Origin of the sequence: Proteus columbae (assembly GCF_009914335.1) — a bacterium.
Classification (GTDB): Bacteria; Pseudomonadota; Gammaproteobacteria; order Enterobacterales; family Enterobacteriaceae; genus Proteus.
The window spans coordinates 1260031-1282830 of sequence record NZ_CP043925.1 but is presented as its reverse complement, the minus strand read 5'-3'; the positions used below and the strand labels follow the sequence as shown (position 1 = coordinate 1282830).

The following is a 22800-nucleotide window of genomic DNA, read 5'->3' as shown; positions in this document are numbered from 1 at the left end:
TTTCTTATGGATAAAACTAAACAAAGTGAATTGGTTCGATGGCTGAAACAGCAAAGTGCTCCAGCCCGCCGATGGCTACGGCTATCAATGATCCTAGGTGTTGTAAGCGGTTTATTAATTATTGCACAAGCATGGTTATTAGCTGTTTTACTTCAAGCATTTATCATGGACAGTCTGAGTCGTGATATGCATATACCTACCTTTCTCACCCTTATTGGTATTTTTATCTTACGCGCTGTAGTGATGGCAATAAGAGAGCGTGTAGGTTATCGATGTGGTATGGCGGTCAGGCAACAAATTCGTAAAATTGTGCTTGATAAACTTGAAGAGCTAGGTCCTGTTTGGGTTAAAGGCAAACCCGCAGGGAGTTGGGCAACAATTATTCTAGAGCAAATAGAAGATATGCAAGATTACTATGCGCGTTATATTCCGCAAATGTATCTTTCTACTATTGTGCCTATCCTTATCCTTATCACCATATTCCCTGTTAACTGGGCTGCTGCCTTGATTCTATTTTTCACCGCCCCACTGATCCCGCTATTTATGGCATTAGTTGGATTAGGTGCAGCAGATGCTAACCGCAGAAACTTCCTCGCATTAGGTCGTTTAAGTGGTAACTTCCTTGATAGATTAAGAGGGCTAGATACATTACGGTTATTTAACCGTGGTAATGCAGAAGTTAAACAAATCACAGAAGCAACAGAAGATTTCCGCAAACGTACAATGGAAGTGCTAAGAATGGCATTCCTTTCGTCAGGCGTATTGGAATTCTTTACCGCTGTTTCTATCGCTGTTGTGGCTGTTTACTTTGGTTTTTCTTACTTAGGTGAACTTAATTTCGGTAGTTATGGCTTAGGTGTCACACTATTCTCAGGCTTTTTAGCGCTGATCTTAGCCCCTGAATTTTTTCAACCTTTGCGTGATTTAGGAACTTACTATCATGCCAAAGCTCAAGCCATTGGCGCCGCAGAATCTCTGGTTGAATTTTTAGAAGCTGATGGTGAAAAACCACAATTCACAGGTAATGAGCGCATCAATACAACAGAAAGTATTGAGATTACAGCTCATGAACTAGAAATTCTATCTCATCAAGGTGTCAAACTCGCAGGTCCATTAAACTTTATCATTAACCCTAATCAACGAATTGCGATTGTGGGTCTAAGTGGTGCAGGCAAAAGCTCGCTATTAAATGCGCTACTCGGCTTTTTACCTTATCGTGGCTCATTAAAAGTTAATGGCGTTGAATTGACGCAACTCTCGCCTGAAGCATGGCGTCAATGTTTAAGCTGGGTTGGTCAAAATCCTAATTTACCAGAACAAACCTTGCTAGATAATATTCGCTTAAGTAATCCTAATGCCAGCAATGAACAAATCAATCTTGCCATTGAAAAAGCGTATGTCAGCGATTTTATTAATGAGTTACCTGACGGCTTAAATACGATTATTGGTGATAGTGCTGCACGCCTTTCTGTTGGTCAGGCTCAACGTATTGCTGTTGCTCGTGCTTTATTGTCGCCTTGTCAATTTTTGTTATTAGATGAACCAGCAGCAAGCCTTGATTCTCATAGTGAACAACGTGTCATGCATGCGCTTAATAACGCTTCATTAAATCAAACAACCTTGCTTATTACCCATCTACTTGAAGAAACATTGGGTTACGACCAAATTTGGGTGATGGAAAAAGGTCAGATTATTGAAACTGGCACTTATGCATCATTAAGCCAACAGAACGGCACTTTTGCTCGCCTTCTTGCTCATCGTAAAGAGGAACTTTAATCATGAGAGTATTGCTTCCTTTTCTTGCGCTCTATCGCCGTCACTGGTTTATGTTATTGCTGGGGATTATTCTTGCAATTCTGACTTTACTGGCGAGTATTGGTCTTTTAACACTATCGGGCTGGTTTTTAGCAGGTACGTCTCTTGCGGGTTTTGCGGGTATTTATAGTTTTAATTATATGCTACCCGCTGCGGGTGTTCGAGGTGCTGCAATTTTTCGTACTGCGGGTCGTTATTTTGAAAGGCTTGTCAGCCATGACGCAACGTTTCGCGTATTATCGCACCTACGTGTATTCACCTTTAAAAAGATCCTCCCTCTTTCACCAGGTGGAATTGCACGTTTTCGTCAAGGTGAGTTACTAAACCGCTTAGTTGCTGATGTTGAAACGCTCGATCATCTTTATATTCGCGTTATTTCCCCTATCATTGCCGCTTTTGTTGTCATTATGACAATTATGTTTGGCCTTGGTTTAATCGATGCACGTTTAGCCAATACGCTAGGTGGCATTATGCTTACCTTGCTGATTGTTTTGCCTTTCGTATTCTACTACGCGGGTAAACCTATTGGTCGTGATCTCACCGATTTACGAGGTCAATACCGCACAGTATTAACCAGCATGTTGCAAGGACAAGCCGAACTAACTGTTTTTGGCGCATTACCTCGTTTTAGACAAAATCTGGCGCAACTTGAAGCTAAATGGCTGCGTAGACAAGCACAACAAGCAAACTTAACTGGTTTATCGCAATCATTGATGATCCTCGCATCAGGTCTAACAGCAACATTAATTTTATGGCTTGCGGCTGATGGTATCGACAATAGTTTTATGCCAGAAGCGTTAATTGCCTTATTTACGTTCTGTGCATTGGCAGCATTTGAGTCTTTAGCGCCTGTTACTGTTGCTTTCCAGCATTTAGGTCAAGTAATGACATCAGCAACTCGTATTTCTCATTTAATTGAGCAAAAACCGGATGTCACTTTTCCTGAAAAAGGAGGAGAAACAAACAATCGTGCCACACTTACAATGCGCGATATTTGCTTTACTTATCCAGCCCAACCAATGCAAGTCATCAATCACGTTGATTTAACGATTGAAGCAGGACAACACATTGCATTACTAGGAAAAACAGGGTGTGGTAAATCGACTCTGTTGCAGTTGATCAATCGGGCTTTTGATCCGACTCACGGTACTATCAGTTTAAATAATTTGCCTATTGCTGATTATGATGAAGCGACATTACGTTCAATGATGTCCGTTGTCCCTCAACGCGTTCATGTCTTTAGCCACACATTAAGAGAAAATCTATTGATGGCCAAAGAACAGGCAACAGATGAAGAACTTAAACATGTTCTTCAGCAAGTTGGTCTTGGGCAGTTACTTGAAAATGATGAAGGCTTAAATGCATGGATGGGTGATGGTGGTAGACAGCTCTCTGGTGGCGAACAGCGACGTTTAGGACTTGCAAGAGCCCTACTCCATAATGCACCTCTTGTATTGCTTGATGAGCCAACAGAAGGCCTTGATGCCGATACAGAACAACAGATCCTTGCGCTCTTGCATCAGCATTGCCAAGGTAAAGCTGTATTAATGATCACACACAGACTTCACGGTTTAGATAAAATGGATAAAATCTGCGTTATGGATGGCGGAAAAATCGTTGAAACAGGCACTCATGCTTCGTTGTTACAACAACAAGGGCATTATGCTAAATTTCATCAAAGACAGGCTCTATTAACACCAACGCACGAGGCATAATATGCCGTTGTTTCAATTGGATGATAATGATTTAGATTTTCCAGAGCCTCACTTAGCTTTAAAAGAGCCTAATGGTTTATTAGCGATAGGGGGAGAAATCTCCCTTTCACGATTACGTGTTGCGTATCAATCAGGTATTTTCCCTTGGTACTTTCCTTATGAAGAACCACTTTGGTGGTCACCTGATCCAAGGGCCGTTTTACCGGCTGGTGATTTGCATATTGGGCGCAGTTTACGTAAATTTATTCGGCACCAGCCTTATAAAATCACGTTAAATCATGCCTTTGCTTCAGTTATTGAGGCTTGTTCTGTACGTGAAGAAGGTACGTGGATAGGCCCTGATATAAAAACAGGCTATGAAGGGCTTCATCAACTAGGTGAGGCTCACTCTGTTGAGGTTTGGGAAGGTGATGAACTCGTTGGAGGATTATATGGTGTAAACATGGGTGCCGTTTTTTGTGGCGAATCTATGTTTAGCCGTAGAGATAACGCATCTAAATGTGCCTTTATTGCTTTTTATAACCATTTTCTTCGTTATGGGGGTCAACTATTTGATTGTCAGGTGCTAAACTCTCATACTGCCTCGTTAGGTGCCACTGAGATCTCTCGTGAACATTATTTAGTTGCGTTATCTCGTTGGAAAAAAGTGATTATTGATAAAAAGTGTTGGTATCAGCAATCGTTGGAATTATAATCACTGCTTGTTTTTGTAAAGCCCTTCTTATTTAAGACAGAATCGAGAATGCCATTCTGTTATTTATGCAAAAAGGTTTATACAAAAATTTTATCTTACACACCCATTATGTGGTTTGGGTGCTGTTATTTTATTGCTACAAATACCACAAAATAAAGAATTACGACTTCTGTTATTACTTTTACTTTAGCAAAGTAAAACGCAAGTTGCGGTAAGGATGTTAAGTGCAATAGCAAGGTGAACACCATTGCTATCCAATAACATTCCTTTACATAGGACAATATTTTCGGCATTATCTTGCCGTTTAAAAAATATGGTTATTAAAACTTAGAGGATTAGATGGCCAAAGAAGACAACATTGAAATGCAAGGCACTGTACTGGATACTCTGCCAAACACGATGTTCCGCGTTGAATTAGAAAACGGACACGTCGTTACCGCTCATATCTCAGGAAAAATGCGTAAAAACTATATTCGTATCCTGACAGGCGACAAGGTTACCGTTGAGCTGACCCCATATGACCTGAGCAAAGGCCGTATCATCTTCCGTAGCCGTTGATCCCAATCTGTTCTCTCCCGCTATGGTCATATAACGGGTGAAAAAAACACCACAGGCAAGGCATTTATTGATGCTCACCTGTGGTGTATGCTTTTATAGCTTAGTGAGATTAACCGCTATCCTTAGATAACGGTATCTTCATTCTTGGCTAGTTTTTCTTGGCTAACAAACTCATAATTCAATTTGCCTGCCAGCTTATCTAGTGTTACAGAAACTGAACCACCATTAACAAGAGAACCAAATAAAATCTCGTTAGCTAATGGTTTTTTCAAGTTTTCTTGAATAACACGCGCCATTGGCCTTGCGCCCATCGCTCTGTCATAACCTTTATCACATAACCATTGACGTGCTTCTTGGCTAACTTCTAGCGATACCCCTTTATCATCTAACTGCACTTGCAGTTCGACAATAAATTTATCCACCACCATAGATATAATTTCTGGTGATAAGGCATTAAACCAAATAATACTATCTAAACGGTTACGGAACTCTGGTGAGAAGGCTTTTTTGATTTCAACCATCGCATCAGTACTGTTATCTTGCTCTGTAAACCCAATCGATTTACGTTGAGTTTCACGTACACCCGCATTGGTTGTCATCACTAAAATAACATTACGAAAATCTGCTTTACGTCCATTGTTATCAGTTAATGTACCGTTATCCATTACCTGTAACAGGATATTGAATACATCAGGGTGTGCTTTCTCAATTTCATCAAGTAACACAACAGAATATGGGTTTTTAATGACAGCGTCTGTTAATAATCCACCTTGATCAAAACCAACATAACCAGGAGGAGCACCAATTAAACGACTGACCGTATGTCTTTCCATATATTCCGACATATCAAAACGTAACAGTTTTACATTTAATGCTTTTGCTAACTGTACAGTGACTTCCGTTTTACCTACCCCCGTAGGGCCAGCAAATAAGAACGACCCCACGGGTTTATTATCTTGGCTTAATCCTGCACGGCTCATCTTAATCGATTCAGATAAGGCATGGATTGCTTGATCCTGACCGAATACCAACATTTTTAATTGGTTATCGAGATTTTTCAGCATTGATTTATCACTGCTAGAAACTGTTTTTTCAGGAATTCGTGCAATTTTAGCCACGACCGACTCAATATCAGAGACATTAATGGTTTTCTTACGTTTGCTTGGTGCAACTAAACGTGTTTTTGCACCTGCTTCGTCGATGACATCAATAGCTTTATCAGGTAGATGTCTATCGGTGATGTATTTAACTGATAAGTCCACCGCGGCCTGAATCGCTTTATTGGTATAACGTACATCATGGTGCGCTTCGTATTTTTGGCGCAATCCTTTGATGATCAAAACCGTCTCATCTGGAGATGGCTCAGTCACATCAATTTTTTGGAAACGACGCGCAAGTGCTCTGTCTTTTTCAAAGATATTGCTAAATTCTTGATAAGTCGTAGAGCCTATAACGCGAATTCGACCACCTGACAGTAAAGGCTTAATTAAATTTGCAGCATCAACTTGTCCCCCCGATGCTGCTCCTGCACCAATAATGGTGTGGATCTCATCAATGAATAAGATGCTTTTTTCATCTTTTTCTAGGGTTTTCAGTAATGCTTTAAACCGTTTTTCGAAATCGCCACGATATTTTGTTCCCGCTAATAGCGAACCAATATCGAGTGAGTAAATCGTGTAACCTTTCATCACATCAGGCACATCATCTTGCTCAATACGCCATGCAAGCCCTTCTGCGATAGCTGTTTTACCGACACCCGATTCGCCCACTAATAATGGGTTATTCTTGCGACGGCGGCATAACACTTGGATTGTTCTTTCTAATTCAGCTTGGCGCCCAATTAGGGGATCAATTTTACCTTGGCGCGCTAACTGATTAAGGTTAGTGGTAAAATTATCCATATGATCGTCACCTTGAGGCATCTCTTGTTGAGATTGTGCGTTCATATCATTCATGTCAGAAAGATCTTCGTTTTGTTGATCTTCTTTTGAAATGCCATGAGAAATAAAGTTAACGACATCAAGGCGACTAACGTCGTGTTTACGTAATAAGTAAGCTGCGTGAGACTCTTGTTCACTAAAAATAGCCACCAGCACATTAGCGCCAGAGACTTCATTTTTGCCTGATGATTGAACATGAAAAACAGCGCGCTGTAATACACGCTGAAAACTCAGCGTTGGCTGTGTTTCTCTGTCCACATTTTCAGGCAGAATTGGGGTTGTTTTACGAATAAAGACTTCAAGTTCTTCGCGTAAGACTGCTAGATCGACTTTACAAGCTTCCAATGCTTCGCGTGCCGATTTATTACTTAATAGCGCCAACAACAGGTGCTCTACAGTCATAAATTCGTGTCTGTTATCACGGGCTTTCGCGAATGCAACATTAAGACTCAGCTCTAATTCGTGATTAAGCATAAGCACCTCCTCCTTAAAAGACTAACCGGATTATGCCTGTTCAAGAGTACACAAAAGTGGGTATTCGTTTTCTCTCGCATACAGATTAACTTGAGCCACTTTTGTTTCGGCAATATCCGCACTATAAACCCCACAAACTCCTTTTCCTTTATGATGAACGTCCAACATAATTTGCGTTGCTTTTTCCTCGCTAAGGAAAAAATACATCGTAAGCACTTCTACAACAAAATCCATGGGGGTGTAATCATCATTATTCAAGATCACCTTATACATTGCTGGTGGCTCATTTAGCTGATGAACATCATCCCTTAACGTGGTTTCTGTTAAAAAATCAAACTGACCCATTGTTTTGCATTACTCATAGTTTTGTTAAACGTCACTTTCAATTATGACATTTAGTTTACCATCTCACAGGAAAGTCTGCCTATCAACGCTTTTTTATTCCCTCTTTTTACATCCAAAAAATAACAAAGCGTTAGCTACATCAAAATTTCGCCTCATTGAAACACTTTCTATCCCCTTCACCTCTTGACGACTTAAACAATAAAATAGAGTATGTTTTATGAACAGCTCAGTAAATATACTGAAAGTGATGTTAAACAAATAAATACAAGTATATGAGAGAAGCTAAGTATGGAGACAGGTACAGTAAAGTGGTTCAATAATGCTAAGGGTTTTGGTTTTATTACCCCAGCAAATGGTGGAGAAGATATTTTTGCCCACTATTCAACAATTAGAATGGAAGGCTACCGCACACTTAAAGCGGGACAGAAAGTTAATTATAGCACGATAAAAGGACCTAAAGGTGATCATGCTGACCTTATCATTCCTATTATTGAATAGAGGATAATTGACAGTATAGATAAACCTAATAAAAATACCTTTTACACAATGCAGTTCGATACTTTTAATTTAAAAGAATGCCTAATTCATTCAAATAAAAGCCCTTTATATTAAGGGCTTTTATCTTATGGCTTGCGTTATTCTCTCGCGAGAGCATCTATTGGATTCATTTTTGCCGCACTTCTTGCAGGTAAAAATCCGAAAATAATTCCAATAGCAGTTGAACAGATAAACGCACTGACTAAGGCAATAGGTTGGAAAACAAAATGCCAATCAGGCAACATCACACTGGCAACCATTGCGATGCCAAATGAAAGACCAATGCCTAATAATCCACCCACTAAACAAACTAAAACCGATTCGATCAGGAATTGTTGCATCACATCACTCGCTCTGGCACCAACCGCCATTCTAATTCCTATTTCTCGTGTTCTTTCAGTCACGGAAACCAACATAATATTCATTACACCAATCCCGCCAACCACCAACGAAATAACAGCAACTAATGTCAGAAACAGTTGCATTGTCTGTGTGGTTTTTTCAGCAGCTTTCAACAAGCTGTCGATGTTATAGGTGAAAATATCTTTCTTACCATGTCTAATCGTTAATAAGCGAAGTATTTGCTGCTCTGCCACACTCGCATCATAGCCCTCTTTCGCCCTTACTGTGATGTTATCAAGGTAAGCCCGATTTAAAATTCGGCTATTTAATGTGCTGTAAGGTACCCATACTCGTAATGACTTATTATCACCAAAATTCGATTTTTGTTCAGCAACCACCCCTATAATCGTAGAGGGAATATTACGGATAATAATTTGCTCACCAATCACCTCTTTTTTAGTAGGAAAAAATCGGCGTAATGTATTTTGATCAATCACTACAACTTGAGCTTGCCGTTGGATCATATCAGGTGTAAATGAATGTCCTTGAGCGAATTTCATGGCATAGACAGAAAAATAATCATCACTGACACCCGCAACAGTGGCAGGTGAGTCTTGATTTCCACGACGTAATCGCGTACTAAATTGCACCTGTGGTGTCACCGCTTGTATGTAGGATTGTTGCTTAAGTGCATAGACATCTTGGATAGTTAATGATTGCCTATCTTCAGGCGAATCACTGCCGAAATCTTTCCCAGGATAGATATCAATAGTATTAGAGCCAATAGCTTTTATATCTGCCAGCACCATGCTTTTAGCTGCATCACCAATCACAATAATAGTGACGACAGAGGCTATACCAATAATAATGCCGAGCATCGTTAGCAAAGTGCGTACTTTATTCACAACCATTGCACGCCAAGCCATATCTAGTGCTTGTGTAAAACGCCCAAATATTTGCCCTAAATACGAAGAAGCTAAAACAGCGGTTGTCTCTTTTTTAACTTTATTTGCTGTTATTTGATGGTAATTATCATTAATAATCTTACCATCTTTTATTTCTATAATTCGCTCAGCCTGTGCCGCAATTAAAGGATCATGGGTTACGATAATAACCGTATGCCCTTGTTCATTTAATTGCTTAAGAATAGACATCACCTCTTTACCAGAATGGCTATCCAATGCTCCTGTCGGCTCATCGGCAAGAATGACTTCCCCACCATTCATTAATGCTCTAGCGATACTTACACGTTGTTGCTGACCGCCAGAGAGTTGATTAGGGCGATAATCAACGCGATCACCTAATCCTAAGCGCGTTAATAATTCACGAGCCCTTTCTTTTCTTTGAGAAGCATTTTTATCTGCATAAATTGCAGGAATTTCAACATTCTGTTCTGCACTTAAATGCGATATTAAATGGTAGCGTTGGAAGATAAAACCAAAATGCTCACGGCGTAATGCCGCAAGCTGATCTCCTTCCATTTTCGCAACACTTTGACCTGCAACTTTATATTCACCGCTACTTGGTTTATCTAAGCAGCCTAAAATATTCATTAAAGTCGATTTACCGGAGCCAGAAGCGCCAATAATCGCCACCATTTCTCCTGCATTAATCGTTAATGAGACTTTATTGAGAACAACGGTCTCTTCTTCACCATTAGTATATAAACGGCTAACCTCATTGAGCTCTAATAATGCAGGCATTATGCTTCTCCTGAGGTTTCACCCAGAATAACCTCATCGTTTTCTTTCAATCCGCTGAGAACTTCTGCATAAACATCAGTACGCATTCCTATTTTTACTGTGCGCCTTTCTGGCTGACCATTAACCAATACATCAACATAATATTCATTAATTCCAGCATCATCACCTAATACAGAAAGCGGGACGAGAAGCACATCTTTCTTATTTTCAATAAGAATTTTAACTTGTGCCGTCATTTGTAAACGTAATAAGTGTTGGTCATTAGGCACTTCGAAACGCGCATAGTAAAAAATGGCATCATTAATTTTTTCAGGTGTGGGTAAAATATCTTTTAACTTACCGCTAAAGGCTTTATCTGGCGCACCTAGAACGGTAAAAGAGGCGCTGAGATCAGGTTTTAAATAGATAACATCTGCCTCTGATACTTCTGCTTTTACTAGCATTGTGTCTAAGTCAGCTAAAGTTAAAATAGTCGGCGCTTCTTGCGCTGCAATCACCGTTTGACCTTCAAGGGTTTTAATAAACGTGACAACACCATCCATAGGTGCAGTAATACGCGTATATTGCAGATTTGTTTTTGCTGTATCTAAGGTCGCTTGGTTCTTTTTAATTTGCGCTTCATAAGTGATGATGCGTGCTTTTTTCACTTCAACATCGGTTTTAGTGCGATCAAGCTCTTCTTGTGCAATCACATGGGTAGCAATCAACTTTAATTGTCGGTGATATGTCAATTGTGCCAAGCGCAATTCAGCCTGTGCTTGTTGAAGGTTGGCTTTTAATTCATTGTTTGTTTCTTGAGATTCAATGACGTCATTTTGCGCTTTTTTAGGATCAATAATCGCCAATAAATCACCTTTTTTAACGACATCCCCTTCTTTTACATATAAAGTTTGTAGCTGACCACTAACCTGCGCACCTACATCAACTTTACGCACAGCATCAAGCTTACCTGTTGCGGTCACTTCTTTTGCCAGATCACCGCGTGTAATTGTTTGAGTTTGATAGGTAGGTGTGTTTTCTTTCGGCCAGAAAAAATACATCGCAATTGCCACAATAATCAAAATAAGGGTGATCACTTTCCCTTGCTTTTTTAAAGATAAAAAAGCCATAAAATATCCTTCTAATACAATAAGACTAAATAAAAGCCGTGAGATTGAGTTGCAACTTAATGCCACAACTCAATATTAAGATCAGTAAATACGCAATAATTCACTCATTGGCGAACTTAATTAATTCGCTTTGCCTCGGGCAAGCCATGCAACACGAGAAAACATACTTTTCAGTATTGAAGGGATGGAATCTACTCCACGTTGAGCCGCATTGTTAGCCACCATTAGTGCGAGATCAGGCTTGGATGAACGTTGAATTGCTTTAATGATCACGCGTCGAGTTGGCCATTTTTCATTATCTGGCACACCAGCGACATCATGATATACATTGCGAAAGCCTTCTTTGTATAAAAAGTGTTCCATATCTAACGCAGGAAGCTTCGTTAATCTATCACGCTCTGCATCATTGCTTTTTAACGCAAAATCCTTAACGGTAGCGGCATATTTCTTACCCGCTTCATCACCATCCACTAAGGTATGCCATTCTATCCCCATATAAGTTGCGTACTTTAATAATGGCTTAAGCCCACATTGAGCAAACTCAATGACTTTTATTCCTTCCGCTTCAAAGAAATAATTACATTGCCTTGCCAATTCGTTCATTAACCAAATCTCTGTTTCACCTTCTACCAATAACCAACAACGCGCAAATAACGCAGAGGGTCGGTTATAACGAATATGAAATGAGATACGCCGCTCTTCATCAGAATGTAGTTGCTGACCTCCAACACGGTAAGCAGCAACTTTATCGGTATCACGCACTAAACGGCAAACGCTCTGCAACGGTGCTAGTGAAAGCAGTTCACCTGAGTTTGTGGTTGTGATCCGTTGTAATGAGAAAAGGTTGAGTAATCCCCAAGCCACCGAAAGCATAATAGGATGTAAACGCGTTTCTGGGTTTTCAACAATCACGATAGGTCTTGCATACGGATCCAGCGCAACACTACCACGAGACTGTAAAATAGAAGAAAACATCCCCAAGATAATTAATCGAATACTTCTCTGATTGGGTTTTGCCAACACTTTATTGATATTTTCTAACGCATGCCAGCCGCGTACATGAGGCTCGTTGACTTTGCTATGGCGAGAGCGAGATTTAAACAGCAACGAGCCGTGATCTGCAAAATAGTGCCCTAACAGTTGTTGCATTGCATCAAGACCTTCACGTAAATCCTCATCTGACAACTCGTCAGGATTTTTGACTAACGCTTTGGTTAACTCACTCATTTTATTATTAAACGCTTCTCGATGAGGGCTGTTGTGAGAATCGATAACGTCAGAGGCAAGATCGCGAACAAAACGCGCATCTTGTAAGCGAAGAACAGGATAAAGCCTCACGATCTCTGCAATGATTTCTTGAGTTTGTCCATTAGGTAAGCGAATTTGCTTTCCTTCTTTATCAAGAAAATAGCGGAATGTTTTTACATTCTTTTGCTCATCTAATTCAGCACTAATACGGTAATAAATATGTTTAAGGTCATCACCATTTTCAACCCATACAGGCGCTATTTTATGGAAACGATAAGAACGATGACGTCCAGGGCGAGATTCGGTAAAAGTTAAAATAATTTGTAGGCTTTTTTTGCCGTTTTCTTCAGGTTCATTCGGCAAACGATGGAAATCTTCAGGTGTAAATGCATATTGATAGGTTTCAATACCTAAACTGAGTGTTAATGCATCAAGTAATGAGCTTTTACCCCACGCATTTTCACCCACTAAGACTGTATTCATATCAAGAGGTAATGAGAGACGATTAAGTCCACGGAATCCAACTATTTCCACTCTTTCTAAATACATAAATTCCCTCGCAAGTTATGACTAAGCTCTGGTTTTATTTTATGCTTTCTATCTTAATTTTATGCTTAATCAGCTAATAATTTCACTTAATGGATGTTTTCATTAATATCACAGTTAAAGCGCGCCGTAATAAAATTTACTCAACTATTCGATATATACCCAAATCGTTCGCATTTCAAACAATTAAAGCCTCTTACACCTAAACGTGGTAGGCTCATTACCCTTAATAAATATTTTAGACTTATCTTAATTTCTGTATCCACAACATCATAAGTAAATGTTATAATCCAATTCACGTTATTAGTTTATTTTATAATTTGAGCACACTCAGTAAGGAATAGAAATGCTGTCAGGGTTATTGATTATCCTACTTCCACTTTTTGTAGGGTATTTGATTAAGTTAAACAATCGCCCATTGCTTCATCTAGCAAACCGCCTACTTAGCGCGATGGTTTACGTTATCCTATTTCTAATGGGCGTTAGTTTAGCCATGCTAGATAATATTGGTGAAAACTTAGTCTCCATTCTTGCTTATGCCAGTGTTTTCTTTTTATGTACCTTTGGCGCAAACTTAGTGTTCTTATGGTTACTCGATAAAAAAGATCCTTGGCATGTGCCTGCTCATAAGCAATCCAAGCCTCCATCACGCATCAAAATGGTGCTCGAATCACTGCAACTATGCGGTGTTGTCGTTGTGGGTTTTTTTGTGGGATTAACTGGCTGGTCAATTTTTCATTACGCCTCTCATGCCAGCCAAGGCGCGCTTATCTTCTTACTTTGGTTAGTAGGGTTACAATTGCGTAATAGCGGAATGAGCCCAAAACAAATTTTAATTAACCGTCGAGGCACAACAGTAGCGGTAGTAATGGGCGTTAGCGCCCTTGCAGGTGGAGCTTTAGCCGCTTATTTTCTGGGATTACCTTTGAAAATGGGGTTAGCAATAGCATCTGGTTATGGCTGGTATTCTTTATCAGGCATTGTCTTAACAGATGCATTTGGTCCCGTTATCGGGAGTACCGCTTTCTTTAATGACTTAATGCGAGAATTAGCGGCAATCATGCTTATTCCTATTATTGTTAATCGTTATAGAAATACAGCATTAGGGATTTGTGGTTCAACATCAATGGACTTTACCTTACCTGTTTTACAACGCAGTGGTGGTGTTGCCATCGTTCCCGCAGCTATTGTGCATGGATTCGTGTTAAGTTTAATCACACCAATCTTGATGGCGTTCTTTACTTCATAGAAAAATCAGTAACAATAGAACGATAACGTTCTCTTTTTACAATGGATTAACAATGAATCAACAGCGTGTATTAGTACTTGGTGCCAGTGGACATATTGGTCAAAATCTTATTCCAGCTCTGATAAAACAAGGTCATCAAGTCACGGCAGGTGCCCGTAGAATTGACTGGATGATGTCTCAAGGTTGGGAAAATACACGCTGTATTTTTGTCGATCTCCACAATCCTGAAACACTTAAAAAGGTGATGCAAGATACCGATATTGTCTATTATCTTGTTCATAGTATGGGAGATGCGCATAATCTAGTTGAACTAGAGCGTAAAGCTGCCATAAATGTTGTTGAAGCACTTGAAGGCTCAAACGTTCAACAAATTATCTTTTTAAGTGCCTTACAACATGAAGATCAGCAATATTCACCTCATCTTATTGCACGAAAACTTACAGGTGAAGTTTTAAGAACCAGCACTATCCCTGTAACAGAAATCCGTACCTCAATGATTGTAGGGCCGGGTTCTGCTGCCTTTGAAATTATGCGTGATATGGTTTATAACCTTCCTATTCTTACGCCACCTCGCTGGGTTCGTTCAAAATCCTCCCCTATTGCCTTAAAAAACTTAATTCACTATTTAACGGAAATTATTCATCACCCCACACATCAGCACCGAATTTTTGATGCTGGTGGCCCTGAATACATCAGCTATCAAACCCTTTTTGAGCGCTTCATTAAAATTTCAGGTAAAAAGCGGATGCTAATCCCCATTCCGATGCCAGCTAGTTTAATTTCGGCAGGATTTATCAGTATGATAACGTCTGTGCCCACCTCTATTGCCAAAGAACTGATCCAAGGGCTTAAATATGATCTCCCTGCCAACGATGAGCCATTACGTAAACTTATTCCTCAATCTCTAATTAAATTTGATGATGCGGTAAAAGAAACACTCGCTGATGAAGAAGCCGCTTTAGATAACCAAGATTGGGGTTACTCTTCGGCTGTCCGCAGTCGTTGGAAACCCGGCTATGGTTATTACCCTAAAAATGCAGGCTGCACAGTATCCACACCTGCAAGCGCGGCATCCCTTTGGCATACAGTGCAACAAATTGGCGGAGAACAAGGCTATTTCTATGGTAATGCGCTATGGAAAACACGCGCCATTATGGATGATATCGCTGGAAATAAAGTCACTTATGGGCGCCCATCAAGAGAAACATTAGAGCTTGGCGATATGATTGACGGTTGGCGAGTGATCAAACTTGAACCTGAAAAACAGCTCACACTGTTATTTGGAATGAAAGCACCCGGTTTAGGCAGACTCTCTTTTACGATCCACGACAGTGGTAATCTTCGTTCAATAGATGTTCGTGCTTGGTGGCATCCCGCAGGATTTAGTGGATTACTTTATTGGTTTGCCATGATGCCTGCGCACTTATTTATTTTCAAAGGTATGGCTAAAACAATAAGTACTAACGCTTACAAACTGGATAAAAATTCACCTAATAGTGAAAAAAAATAGCCGAATTACCCATTTTTACGTAAAAAAACCACTTTATTATGCAGTTTTAGTTGCATAATTATTCTTACCGTTTTATTATTTGAACCAGTTAATGACTATTCAGAAAAAACGCATGAGTATTCAATTAAAAAACATAAATTGTTTCTACGGTTCGCACCAAGCACTCTATGATATTAATCTAGAATGCTCTGCTGGTGAAACAATGGTTCTATTAGGACCAAGTGGTGCAGGTAAGAGCTCACTAATGAGAGTTCTTAATTTATTAGAAATGCCACGTTCAGGCGAATTAGAAATTGCGGGTCTACATTTTGACTTTAGCCAACAACCCAACGCAAAGGCAATTCGTTCATTACGCCAAAATGTGGGCATGGTATTTCAACAATACAATTTATGGCCACATTTAACGGTTCTTGATAATTTAATTGAGGCACCTTGCCGTGTATTAGGTTTATCAAAACCACAGGCCAAAGAAAAAGCAATGAAATTACTTGAACGTTTACGTTTAAGTGAATACGCAGAACGCTTCCCACTGCATTTATCAGGGGGACAGCAACAACGTGTTGCTATTGCTAGAGCATTAATGATGGAGCCTCAAGTTCTCTTATTTGATGAACCAACGGCAGCATTAGATCCTGAAATTACCGCTCAAGTTGTTGATATAATTAAAGAGCTTTCTGAAACAGGTATTACACAAGTGATTGTGACCCACGAAGTTGAAATCGCACGCAAAGCCGCGAGCAAAGTTGTATATATGGAAAACGGCCGTATTATAGAGCAAGGTGATAACTATCGTTTCACTGCTCCACAAACGGAAGCTTTTGCTAATTACTTGTCACACTAAATCAGGATCAGACAATGAAAAAAATATTATTTGCAGCACTTCTGACCAGTATTACACTTTCTGCAACTGCGGCTGAGAAAGAGACAATTCGTTTTGCAACGGAAGCAACGTATCCTCCATTTGAAATGATTGATGCGAATAATCAAATTGTGGGATTTGACGTTGATTTAGCGAATGCAATGTGTGCAAAAATTAATGCTGATTGTACCTTTACCAATCAGTCATTTGATAGTTTAATTCCTAGTCTGAAATTCCGTCGTTTTGAAGCATTAATGGCAGGCATTGATATTACGCCAGAGCGTCAAAAACAAGTTGATTTCACTGATTCTTACTATGATAACTCAGCAGTATTTATCACAGTAACAGGTAAAATCTCTGATGTTGCAAGCCTAAAAGGCAAGCAAATTGGTGTGCAGAATGGGACAACCCATCAGAAATTCATCAATGAACAACACAAAGAAATGAAAACGGTTCCTTATGACAGTTACCAAAATGCAGTATTAGATCTGAAAAATGGTCGTATCGAAGCTATCTTTGGTGACACAGCTGTTGTTAATGAATGGCTGAAAAAAAATCCTGAATTAGGTATTGTGGGTGATAAAGTTGCAGATCCTAACTACTTTGGTACTGGTCTTGCGATTGCAGTAAGAAAAGGCAATGCTGATTTACAAGATAAATTAAATAAAGCATTAGCTGAAGTAAAAGCTGATGGCACCTATGATGTCATTTATAAAAAATGGTTTGAATAACGATATTTCAATAACAACAATAGTTTAATAGATGAATGAAATAACAACTCTAGCAGGTGCGGCCATCACAACGGTCTCACTTGCTATTTCTGCTCTTATCATCGGATTAGTTCTTGCCATGCTGTTTACAGCTTGGGAATCCGCGAGATGGAAAGCCTTTGCTTTCTTAGGAACATGCTGGGTAACACTAATTAGAGGACTACCAGAAATGCTGGTGGTTCTTTTTGTCTATTATGGCACCTTGCAAGGTGTCATGATGCTAATGGATGGTATTGAATTAGGTGCTTTCACCTTACAAATTGATTTTGGTGATACTGAATCTTTACCTTTCTATTGCGGTGTTATCGCCCTTTCACTTCTTTATGCTTCTTATGCTTCACAAACTTTACGTGGCGCATTAAAAGCCGTACCAACAGGACAATGGGAAGCTGGCCAAGCATTAGGCATGGGTCGTATTACTATTTTCTTCCGCTTTATCATGCCTCAAATGTGGCGTCACGCTTTGCCGGGTTTAGGTAATCAGTGGTTAGTACTCTTGAAAGATACCGCGTTAGTCTCATTAATCAGCGTCAATGATTTAATGCTACAAACACAAAGTATCGCCAATAGAACTCAAGAGCCTTTTACTTGGTATAGCATTGTTGCTCTGATTTATTTAGCAATTACATTAGTCAGTCAATATATCCTGAAATGGCTAGAAATGAGAACGACTCGATTTGAACGGAGTGCCTCATAATGTGGGATTATATTGTTGATATTTTACCGGGATTACCAACAAGCCTTTCATTAACTTTTGTGGCTTTATTGGTAGCATTTACTTTATCGGTATTAATGACCTTTATCTTGGCATTAAAAACTCCCATCATTACCCCGATTGTAAAAGCTTATATTACCTTATTTACTGGTACGCCATTATTGGTGCAGTTCTTCTTAATCTATTATGGTCCTGGGCAATTTCCTGCGTTGAAAAACTTCCCGTTTATTTGGGAGTTATTATCAACACCATGGTTTTGCGCAATGGTCACATTAGCATTAAATAGTGCGGCTTATTCAACCTTACTTTTCTATGGTGCTGTAAGAGCTATTCCGTCAGGGCAATGGCAATCTTGCCAAGCGCTAGGAATGTCACCAGTACAAACAGCAAGAGTGATATTACCTTACGCATTTAAGCGTGCGCTTTCATCGTATTCAAACGAAGTAGTCTTAATATTCAAAAGTACCTCACTTGCCAGTACTATCACCTTACTTGAGTTAACAGGTTATAGCCGACAAGTCTTTGGTCAAAGTTATGATGTGATGGTTTTTGTTGCCGCAGGTATTATTTATCTGTGTATCAACGGAATACTGACACTTTTAATGAGATTAATTGAGAAAAAAGCCTTAGAGTTTGAACATCGTAATTAAAAACACGTAAGCCGAACTGTCGATATAAAAACCCCCCAGCAATTCTGAACTGCACCCCAAAAGTTGGACACCAACTTTGGGGTGTTTTTTTATGTCAGAATAAACAACAAATACTTGTTCTATTCTTGTGTAGTCTGTTTTTCCATTAACGCTTCTTTGTGGCTTACTCGATAAGCATTCAACGCTAATAAACTACCGAGTAACATCACAATAGCTAACGCTAATTTAGGTTGTACTGGTGAAGCCAATGCCGTTAAACCAAAGACTGCACCACCTGCCATTTGAATAAAACCCACTAATGCAGAGGCAATGCCTGCCGTTTTTGAATAAGGCTCAAGCGCATAACTTGTCGCGGGCCCCATAATAAAAGCAAGACCAGCACATGCACTTGCTACAGGAAGCATATAGATCAACCAATGATTTTGCATTTCGGCAGGAATAAACAACAAGCCACCTAATAAGCTCACACAGCCTAATCCCATTAATCCACTCCCTAAGATCAAACAAATAGGTCTGCCGACACGGTGAATAACGCGGTTCGCATAAAAACTGACAAACATGATCCAAAAACCATTTACACCAAAAACAATAGAAAAAATCAATGCTGATAATTTTGCATCTTTCATCAATACAATTGGGGCAAATGACACATAGGTTAATGCCATCCCCATTGTGCCCGCATTCACTAAAGCAAAAGTCAAAAAGCGTTTACTGCATAAAATCTCAAGGTATGTTTTACCTAATTTTTGTTTTGATTGAGCAGTATTTTCAGGCTTTGTTTCTGGTAAAAAGCGGGTGATCAAAATCAACACAAACACTGAATAGAAAATTAAGAACCCGAAAGGAGCACGCCATCCCCAATATTCTGCCAATAATCCACCTAATAGTGGTGCCAATGCAGGGATAATATTTAACGTACCATTTAAAAAACCAAAAACGCGGGCGGCTTCATTACCATTAAAACAGTCACGAACACAGGTAAAAGCGACAACAGAAGTACAGCACACAGCTGAAGCTTGTAATAATCGTGAGATAATAAAAAGCGTTGAGTCTGTCGAAATTGTTGCAATAACAGAACCCACAATATAGATAAATATCCCCGCGATAGCGATAGGTTTACGGCCAAACTTATCCACTAAAGGCCCTGATATAAGTTGCCCTACGCCTAGGACAAAAATAAATAAAGCGATAGTTGATTGAATAAGAGAGACACTACTTCCTAAATCTTGAGCAATCGCAGGTATCGTCGGTAAATAGAGATCGATCCCCAAAGGCCCCAATAACACCATCACTAATAACAACGCTTTTAAGTTCTGCATAAAATAGAATGCCTATCTAATAAAAAAGAAAACGCCCGATGTTATCCATCGAGCGTTAAATGCTTATTTATACTAACACTCAATCACTATTTTGTAATAAATATCTTAGTTGTCTTGTAATACCAATAACGTAAGCACTTCATAGTGAGAAGTATGAGGAAACATATCAAACAATTGCACTCTATCTATCTGATAGTGAGAAAGTTGCTGAATATCTTTTGCCATAGTTTGAGCATTACAACTTGAGTAAAGAATAAAGCGAGGTTTCATTTTATTTAGATAACCGCACAATGCCTCACCAATACCTCTCCTTGGTGGATTCACAAGTACTAATTCAGGTACAGACTCTTTTGCTAATGCATAGCCCGTTGAATCTAACGCTTGGAATTCGACATGTTCTAGCCCTAATTCCTGAGCTGATAAACGCGCACATTCAATAGCTTCTGGACTAATTTCAATACCTATTAATTGGGTTGATTTATCCGCACAATGCAACCCAAAACCCCCAGATCCACAAAACATATCCCACAGATGCGTGATATTTAATTCTCTTACCCAACGCCCAGCAGTAGCATAAAGTGATGAGGCAACTTCTGGATTAGTTTGAAAAAAGCCTCTTGGACGAATATGCAATGGAATTTTGTTAAATGATTCATCCAAGAACGTTTTTTCAGTCAGAATAATTTCTTGCTCGCCTTCCAAAATAGCCATATGGACAGGCTGAATATTCACGGAAATAACCGCTAATTGAGGCAATTGCGCTTGTAACCAAGGAAGTGCTTTGCGAAGTTGTTCTAGTTTTTTTTCTGAGCGCAAAACAAAGCGCAACATCATAGTGCGATTACTTCGACTCTCAGTTAATAAAATAAACTTGAGTTCACCGCGGCGACGTTCGATGTCGTAAGGAACTAATCCTGCTTTTGCAATAAATGTTTTTAAAACAGGAAACACGGAGGCAAAAGAAACTGGGTACAGTGGACATTCGCATAAATCGACAGCAACACCGTCTTTAGTTTTTAAGCCTAAGACGGGTCTTTCGACACTCCCGCTGACGACCATTTTTGCTTTATTACGAAATTGCGCCTGTTGGCTTTCAACTGGCGCTAATTTATCAAAAGCATAATCTTCTGGAAGTAATGCTAATAGGCTGTGCTGTTTTTTCTTGATTTGTTCAGGATAAGCAAGAGAAAGCCACTCACAAGAATGACATTCACCCGCACTAAATCGTGCGCATTGCATAAGATTTTGTGACCGTTATGGAGATTAATATTAATGTACAGTATAGGAGGAGTCAGTTGATGCGCTATTTATCTCAACATCTTCTTCCTCATCTTCTTCGTTTTCACTTTCTTGTTTTTCGCCATACAAGAAACCGTTATTAAAAATTTCGCTGACGACTTCAGCTGATTGCTCTTCTGCTTTTTGTAAGAATAGGTCAAATTGATTAAGTGAGATACCCGCAGCAACCGGGAATGATTGGCAGAAAACTAATTTTGGTAAGTTTTCATCACTAATTTCTAGAAATGTTTTAATAAATAAAGAGCTTGCATTAATTTGGCTTAGATTTGCCATTAAAGGCACTATTGCTGACGGTTTTAGCTCAGCGATAGCGGTAAATACAAGTACATCCTCAAGAATATCAATTTTGGCATCAAAAATACCACTGATATATTGAAGATGCGGTAAATGTAACGCCTGACAAGAGTCACATTCATAATAAGCAATCTGTAGTTCATCAAGCCAAGACTTTAGCTGATCCAGATCGGTAGTCACAACAGCGTTCATTCAAATAACCTTTACGCGCAAAAAAAAGAGTGCCTTTTGGCATTGGCGCTATTTTGCCACTTTTTCTATCTTGAAGGCACTAATAAATAGAAAAACTAAGAAAATTAAGCCAATTTACACATTGGATTTTCTTAGTTTCTAATATATTTTGAGGAAAAACAGATAGCTATTCTTCGTTATTCTCTTTTTTCTTTTTATTATTTAGGGATTTATGGTCAATCCCTAAAAAAGTTAATCGATAAATAGCACGCCATACAATATGGATAGCTGGCGGGATCATGCAGATAACCCCTAAAACAACTAACGTTAACTGTCCTGTATATGTTCCTAGCCACTGCGGAGAGGTCATATATTGGTTGATATAAAGATAAGCAACCACCAATAGAATAATCCCAATTATTTCAATGATGATAATGGGTTTTGGCATATCTGACAGTGATTTCATATCTCGACTTGAAGGCTTTTCCATCATTTCTCCGCTAAATGCTGTGTTGCAGTCCTATCTCATTATTCGGCAAATTGGTATAATTTATCACACTAAAAGGCAATAACTGTTTTTGTTTAGCCTAATAAAAGGGCATAGTAACAACCAATAGAAACTATTATGCCTGAATTTTATTTCCTCAATAAGGAGTGTCGTATGTTTGTTGTCATTTTTGGTCGCCCAGGTTGCCCATATTGTGTTCGTGCGAAACAACTGGCTGAAACTTTGTCTGAAAAACGTGACGATTTCGATTTCCGCTATGTAGATATTCAAGCTGAAGGAATTACAAAAGCTGATTTATCTAAAACTGTCGGTAAACCTGTTGAAACTGTGCCACAAATTTTTATTGATGAGAAACACATTGGTGGTTGCACAGATTTTGAAGCTTATGCTAAAGAAAATTTAGGCATCTACAACTAATTTAAAAGCGCTA

21 protein-coding genes are annotated in these 22800 nt (G+C 39.2%); 12 read left to right on the top strand and 9 right to left on the bottom strand.

All coding sequences use genetic code 11. The features are described from left to right. Window positions 1-6 precede the first annotated feature (6 nt). From cydD to infA, 4 genes are all read left to right on the top strand, one after another. On the top strand, window positions 7-1776 hold the full coding sequence (cydD, locus tag F1325_RS05905; protein ID WP_160230112.1) for a heme ABC transporter permease/ATP-binding protein CydD: 1770 nt from the start codon (window positions 7-9) through the stop codon (window positions 1774-1776). A gap of 2 nt (window positions 1777-1778) precedes the next feature. Continuing rightward, window positions 1779-3530, top strand: a complete 1752-nt coding sequence (gene cydC / locus F1325_RS05900) for a heme ABC transporter ATP-binding protein/permease CydC (protein WP_109373508.1) — start codon at window positions 1779-1781, stop codon at window positions 3528-3530. A gap of 1 nt (window position 3531) precedes the next feature. Continuing rightward, the gene (gene aat / locus F1325_RS05895) at window positions 3532-4224 is read left to right on the top strand and encodes a leucyl/phenylalanyl-tRNA--protein transferase (RefSeq protein WP_109373507.1); all 693 of its coding nucleotides are present in this window, start codon (window positions 3532-3534) and stop codon (window positions 4222-4224) included. A 339-nt stretch (window positions 4225-4563) separates the two neighbouring features. Continuing rightward, window positions 4564-4782 (top strand): translation initiation factor IF-1, encoded by a 219-nt coding sequence (gene infA, locus F1325_RS05890; protein ID WP_004244560.1) that lies wholly within the window; start codon window positions 4564-4566, stop codon window positions 4780-4782. Window positions 4783-4904: 122 nt separating this feature from the next. Here infA and clpA read toward each other — a convergent pair whose 3' ends face one another. Continuing rightward, a complete protein-coding gene (gene clpA, locus F1325_RS05885) occupies window positions 4905-7196 on the bottom strand; it encodes an ATP-dependent Clp protease ATP-binding subunit ClpA (protein ID WP_102949390.1) in 2292 nt (763 codons plus the stop codon). Window positions 7197-7226: 30 nt separating this feature from the next. Beyond that, a complete protein-coding gene (gene clpS, locus F1325_RS05880) occupies window positions 7227-7541 on the bottom strand; it encodes an ATP-dependent Clp protease adapter ClpS (RefSeq protein ID WP_109373506.1) in 315 nt (104 codons plus the stop codon). Window positions 7542-7829: 288 nt separating this feature from the next. On the opposite strand from clpS, the gene cspD reads away from it, so the two are divergent. Next, window positions 7830-8039: a cold shock domain-containing protein CspD gene (gene cspD / locus F1325_RS05875; protein WP_109373505.1), complete on the top strand. Its 210-nt coding sequence runs from the start codon at window positions 7830-7832 to the stop codon at window positions 8037-8039. Window positions 8040-8176: 137 nt separating this feature from the next. Here cspD and macB read toward each other — a convergent pair whose 3' ends face one another. From macB to F1325_RS05860, 3 genes are all read right to left on the bottom strand, one after another. Then, on the bottom strand, window positions 8177-10123 hold the full coding sequence (gene macB, locus F1325_RS05870) for a macrolide ABC transporter ATP-binding protein/permease MacB (RefSeq protein WP_160230111.1): 1947 nt from the start codon (window positions 10121-10123) through the stop codon (window positions 8177-8179). Then, complete coding sequence (gene macA, locus F1325_RS05865) at window positions 10123-11232, bottom strand: macrolide transporter subunit MacA (protein WP_160230110.1); 1110 nt, start codon at window positions 11230-11232, stop codon at window positions 10123-10125. Before macA ends, macB begins: the two co-directional genes overlap by 1 nt. A gap of 120 nt (window positions 11233-11352) precedes the next feature. Further along, complete coding sequence (locus F1325_RS05860; protein WP_109373502.1) at window positions 11353-13029, bottom strand: ATP-dependent nuclease; 1677 nt, start codon at window positions 13027-13029, stop codon at window positions 11353-11355. 343 nt (window positions 13030-13372) lie between these two features. Between F1325_RS05860 and F1325_RS05855 the strand changes: the two genes are divergently transcribed. From F1325_RS05855 to artM, 6 genes are all read left to right on the top strand, one after another. After that, complete coding sequence (locus F1325_RS05855; protein WP_109373501.1) at window positions 13373-14275, top strand: lysine exporter LysO family protein; 903 nt, start codon at window positions 13373-13375, stop codon at window positions 14273-14275. Window positions 14276-14327: 52 nt separating this feature from the next. After that, window positions 14328-15785: a DUF2867 domain-containing protein gene (locus tag F1325_RS05850; RefSeq protein ID WP_109373500.1), complete on the top strand. Its 1458-nt coding sequence runs from the start codon at window positions 14328-14330 to the stop codon at window positions 15783-15785. 112 nt (window positions 15786-15897) lie between these two features. Continuing rightward, the gene (artP, locus tag F1325_RS05845; protein ID WP_109373499.1) at window positions 15898-16626 is read left to right on the top strand and encodes an arginine ABC transporter ATP-binding protein ArtP; all 729 of its coding nucleotides are present in this window, start codon (window positions 15898-15900) and stop codon (window positions 16624-16626) included. Between the two features lie 14 nt (window positions 16627-16640). Further along, window positions 16641-17375 (top strand): arginine ABC transporter substrate-binding protein, encoded by a 735-nt coding sequence (artJ, locus tag F1325_RS05840; RefSeq protein ID WP_023581291.1) that lies wholly within the window; start codon window positions 16641-16643, stop codon window positions 17373-17375. Window positions 17376-17406: 31 nt separating this feature from the next. Beyond that, a complete protein-coding gene (gene artQ, locus F1325_RS05835; RefSeq protein WP_109373498.1) occupies window positions 17407-18111 on the top strand; it encodes an arginine ABC transporter permease ArtQ in 705 nt (234 codons plus the stop codon). Continuing rightward, on the top strand, window positions 18111-18779 hold the full coding sequence (gene artM / locus F1325_RS05830; protein ID WP_109373497.1) for an arginine ABC transporter permease ArtM: 669 nt from the start codon (window positions 18111-18113) through the stop codon (window positions 18777-18779). The genes artQ and artM overlap by 1 nt, the downstream gene beginning before the upstream one ends. A 119-nt stretch (window positions 18780-18898) precedes the next feature. Here artM and F1325_RS05825 read toward each other — a convergent pair whose 3' ends face one another. From F1325_RS05825 to F1325_RS05810, 4 genes are all read right to left on the bottom strand, one after another. Then, on the bottom strand, window positions 18899-20098 hold the full coding sequence (locus F1325_RS05825; RefSeq protein WP_160230109.1) for a multidrug effflux MFS transporter: 1200 nt from the start codon (window positions 20096-20098) through the stop codon (window positions 18899-18901). Window positions 20099-20203: 105 nt separating this feature from the next. Next, window positions 20204-21337 (bottom strand): 23S rRNA (uracil(747)-C(5))-methyltransferase RlmC, encoded by a 1134-nt coding sequence (gene rlmC, locus F1325_RS05820; protein WP_109373495.1) that lies wholly within the window; start codon window positions 21335-21337, stop codon window positions 20204-20206. Window positions 21338-21367: 30 nt separating this feature from the next. Further along, window positions 21368-21883, bottom strand: coding sequence for a YbjN domain-containing protein (locus F1325_RS05815; RefSeq protein ID WP_109373494.1), 516 nt, complete (start codon window positions 21881-21883; stop codon window positions 21368-21370). A gap of 166 nt (window positions 21884-22049) precedes the next feature. Continuing rightward, window positions 22050-22352 carry a YbjC family protein gene (locus F1325_RS05810; RefSeq protein WP_109373493.1) on the bottom strand — a complete coding sequence of 101 codons (303 nt, stop codon included), beginning with the start codon at window positions 22350-22352 and terminating at the stop codon, window positions 22050-22052. Between the two features lie 171 nt (window positions 22353-22523). On the opposite strand from F1325_RS05810, the gene F1325_RS05805 reads away from it, so the two are divergent. Then, window positions 22524-22787: a GrxA family glutaredoxin gene (locus tag F1325_RS05805; protein WP_036912158.1), complete on the top strand. Its 264-nt coding sequence runs from the start codon at window positions 22524-22526 to the stop codon at window positions 22785-22787. The last annotated feature ends 13 nt before the right edge of the window (window positions 22788-22800 follow it).